Raw genomic sequence first — 3,204 nt, forward strand, 5'->3', positions numbered from 1 at the left:
AAAAGGGCGTTTGGTGGATGCCTAGGCAGTAAGAGGCGATGAAGGACGTGATACCCTGCGTTAAGCCATGGGGAGCCGGGAATAGGCTTTGATCCATGGATCTCCGAATGGGGAAACCCACCTGATTGTTCGTTGTTGTTGCCTTCGGGCAGTCAACAGCGGGCAAAACCAGGTACTTTAATCCTGAATACATAGGGGTTTTAGAGCGAACCCGGGGAACTGAAACATCTAAGTACCCGGAGGAAAGGACATCAATAGAGACTCCGTTAGTAGTGGCGAGCGAACGCGGACCAGCCGAGCCTTGAGGATGACTGGAATGCGCTGGAAAGCGCAGCGACACAGGGTGACAGCCCCGTACAGGAAGTCTGATGGGACGTATTAAGTAGGGCGGGACACGTGAAATCCTGTCTGAAGATCGGGGGACCACCCCCGAAGGCTAAGTACTCCTTACTGACCGATAGCGAACCAGTACCGTGAGGGAAAGGTGAAAAGCACCCCGACGAGGGGAGTGAAACAGTACCTGAAACCGGACGCCTACAAGCAGTCGGAGGGGCATCAGCCCTGACGGCGTACCTTTTGTATAATGGGTCAACGACTTGGTCTAACGAGCAAGCTTAAGCCGCTAGGTGTAGGCGCAGCGAAAGCGAGTCTTAAAAGGGCGCATGAGTTCGTTGGATCAGACCCGAAACCAGGTGATCTAGCCATGAGCAGGATGAAGGTACGGTAACACGTACTGGAGGTCCGAACCAACACCCGTTGAAAAGGGTCTGGATGACTTGTGGCTAGGGGTGAAAGGCCAATCAAACCTGGAGATAGCTGGTTCTCCGCGAAAGCTATTTAGGTAGCGCCTCGGACGAATACCTGCGGGGGTAGAGCACTGCATGGATGATGGGGGCCCACAGCCTTACTGAGTCTAAGCAAACTCCGAATACCGCAGAGTACTATCCGGGAGACACACGGCGGGTGCTAACGTCCGTCGTGAAGAGGGAAACAACCCTGACCTGCAGCTAAGGCCCCTAATTCGTGGTTAAGTGGGAAAGCATGTGGGACGGCCAAAACAACCAGGAGGTTGGCTTAGAAGCAGCCATCCTTTAAAGATAGCGTAACAGCTCACTGGTCTAGATAAGCTGTCCTGCGGCGAAGATGTAACGGGGCTCAAACCACGAGCCGAAGCTCAGGATGCACAGCGATGTGCGTGGTAGCGGAGCGTTCTGTGATATAGAACGCTGTCTGTTCTGACCTCGGTCAGCGCAGACAATGTTCTTTCTGTGAAGCCGGGCTGTAAGGCATCCGGTGGAGAGATCAGAAGCGAGAATGTTGACATGAGTAGCGACAAACAGGGTGAGAGACCCTGTCGCCGAAAGTCCAAGGGTTCCTGCTTAAAGCTAATCTGAGCAGGGTAAGCCGGCCCCTAAGGCGAGGCCGAAAGGCGTAGTCGATGGGAACCAGGTTAATATTCCTGGGCCAGGAGGAAGTGACGGATCTCGAAGGTTGTCAGGTCTTATCGGATTGATCTGGCCGCTCAGAGGTTCCTGGAAATAGCCCTCCATGAGACCGTACCCTAAACCGACACAGGTGGACTGGTAGAGAATACCAAGGCGCTTGAGAGAACCACATCAAAGGAACTCGGCAAAATACCTCCGTAAGTTCGCGAGAAGGAGGCCCCACGTGCACGCAAGTGTGTGTGGGGGGCACAAACCAGGGGGTGGCGACTGTTTACTTAAAACATAGGGCTGTGCGAAGCCGCAAGGCGACGTATACAGTCTGACGCCTGCCCGGTGCTGGAAGGTTAAAAGGAGGGGTGCAAGCTCTGAATTGAAGCCCCAGTAAACGGCGGCCGTAACTATAACGGTCCTAAGGTAGCGAAATTCCTTGTCGGGTAAGTTCCGACCTGCACGAATGGCGTAACGATCTCCCCGCTGTCTCTGATGTGGACTCAGCGAAATTGAACTGTGTGTCAAGATGCACACTTCCCGCGGTTAGACGGAAAGACCCCATGAACCTTTACTATAGCTTCGCACTGGCATCAGGATTGTGATGTGCAGGATAGGTGGTAGGCATCGAAGCGGGGACGCCAGTTCCCGTGGAGCCATCCTTGAGATACCACCCTTCGCACTCTTGATGTCTAACCGCGGTCCGTCATCCGGATCCGGGACCCTGCGTGGTGGGTAGTTTGACTGGGGCGGTCGCCTCCCAAATCGTAACGGAGGCGCGCGAAGGTTGGCTCAGACCGGTCGGAAATCGGTCGTTGAGTGCAATGGCAGAAGCCAGCCTGACTGCAAGACTGACACGTCGAGCAGAGACGAAAGTCGGCCATAGTGATCCGGTGGTCCCAAGTGGGAGGGCCATCGCTCAACGGATAAAAGGTACTCTGGGGATAACAGGCTGATGATGCCCAAGAGTCCATATCGACGGCATCGTTTGGCACCTCGATGTCGGCTCATCTCATCCTGGGGCTGGAGCAGGTCCCAAGGGTATGGCTGTTCGCCATTTAAAGAGGTACGTGAGCTGGGTTTAGAACGTCGTGAGACAGTTCGGTCCCTATCTGCCGTGGGTGTAGGAGACTTGAGAAGAGTTGCCCCTAGTACGAGAGGACCGGGGTGAACGAACCACTGGTGGACCAGTTGTCGTGCCAACGGCAGTGCTGGGTAGCTATGTTCGGACAGGATAACCGCTGAAGGCATCTAAGCGGGAAGCCCCCTTCAAAACAAGGTCTCCCTTGAGGGCCGTGGAAGACCACCACGTCGATAGGCCGGAGATGTAAGCGCGGTAACGCGTTCAGTTGACCGGTACTAATTGCCCGATAGGCTTGATTTGATCCAGAAACAGCAGGATCAAAAGCAAACACCGACTTGAACAAGCGACACTCAACGTGTCCCTGATGTTGTGAAACCTCCCTGACCTCGGTCAGGGACAGGGTTCTTCTCCGGTTTGGTGGTCATAGCACGAGCAAAACACCCGATCCCATCCCGAACTCGGCCGTTAAGTGCCGTCGCGCCAATGGTACTGCGTCTCAAGACGTGGGAGAGTAGGTCACCGCCAAACCTGAAAAGAACCCCAACTCTCCGAACAAAACCCTCCCAGGATAAAAATACCAGCGCAGCAAACCAACGCTCGCGCAACCGTCGCGGGATGGAGCAGCCCGGTAGCTCGTCAGGCTCATAACCTGAAGGTCGCAGGTTCAAATCCTGCTCCCGCAACCAA

1 tRNA gene and 2 rRNA genes (1 of these 3 running past the window's edge) are annotated in these 3,204 nt (G+C 54.9%); all 3 read left to right on the top strand.

Annotated features, from left to right (window positions below):
- A 23S ribosomal RNA gene (locus PIJ50_RS16265) occupies window positions 1-2,817 on the top strand (it extends 11 nt beyond the left edge of the window).
- A 113-nt stretch (window positions 2,818-2,930) separates the two neighbouring features.
- Window positions 2,931-3,045: ribosomal RNA gene (gene rrf / locus PIJ50_RS16270) — 5S ribosomal RNA — on the top strand.
- 81 nt (window positions 3,046-3,126) lie between these two features.
- A tRNA-Met gene (locus PIJ50_RS16275) sits at window positions 3,127-3,203 on the top strand.
- Window position 3,204 lies beyond the last annotated feature (1 nt).

This window comes from Falsirhodobacter sp. 20TX0035, from assembly GCF_028307215.1.
GTDB lineage: Bacteria > Pseudomonadota > Alphaproteobacteria > Rhodobacterales > Rhodobacteraceae > Falsirhodobacter.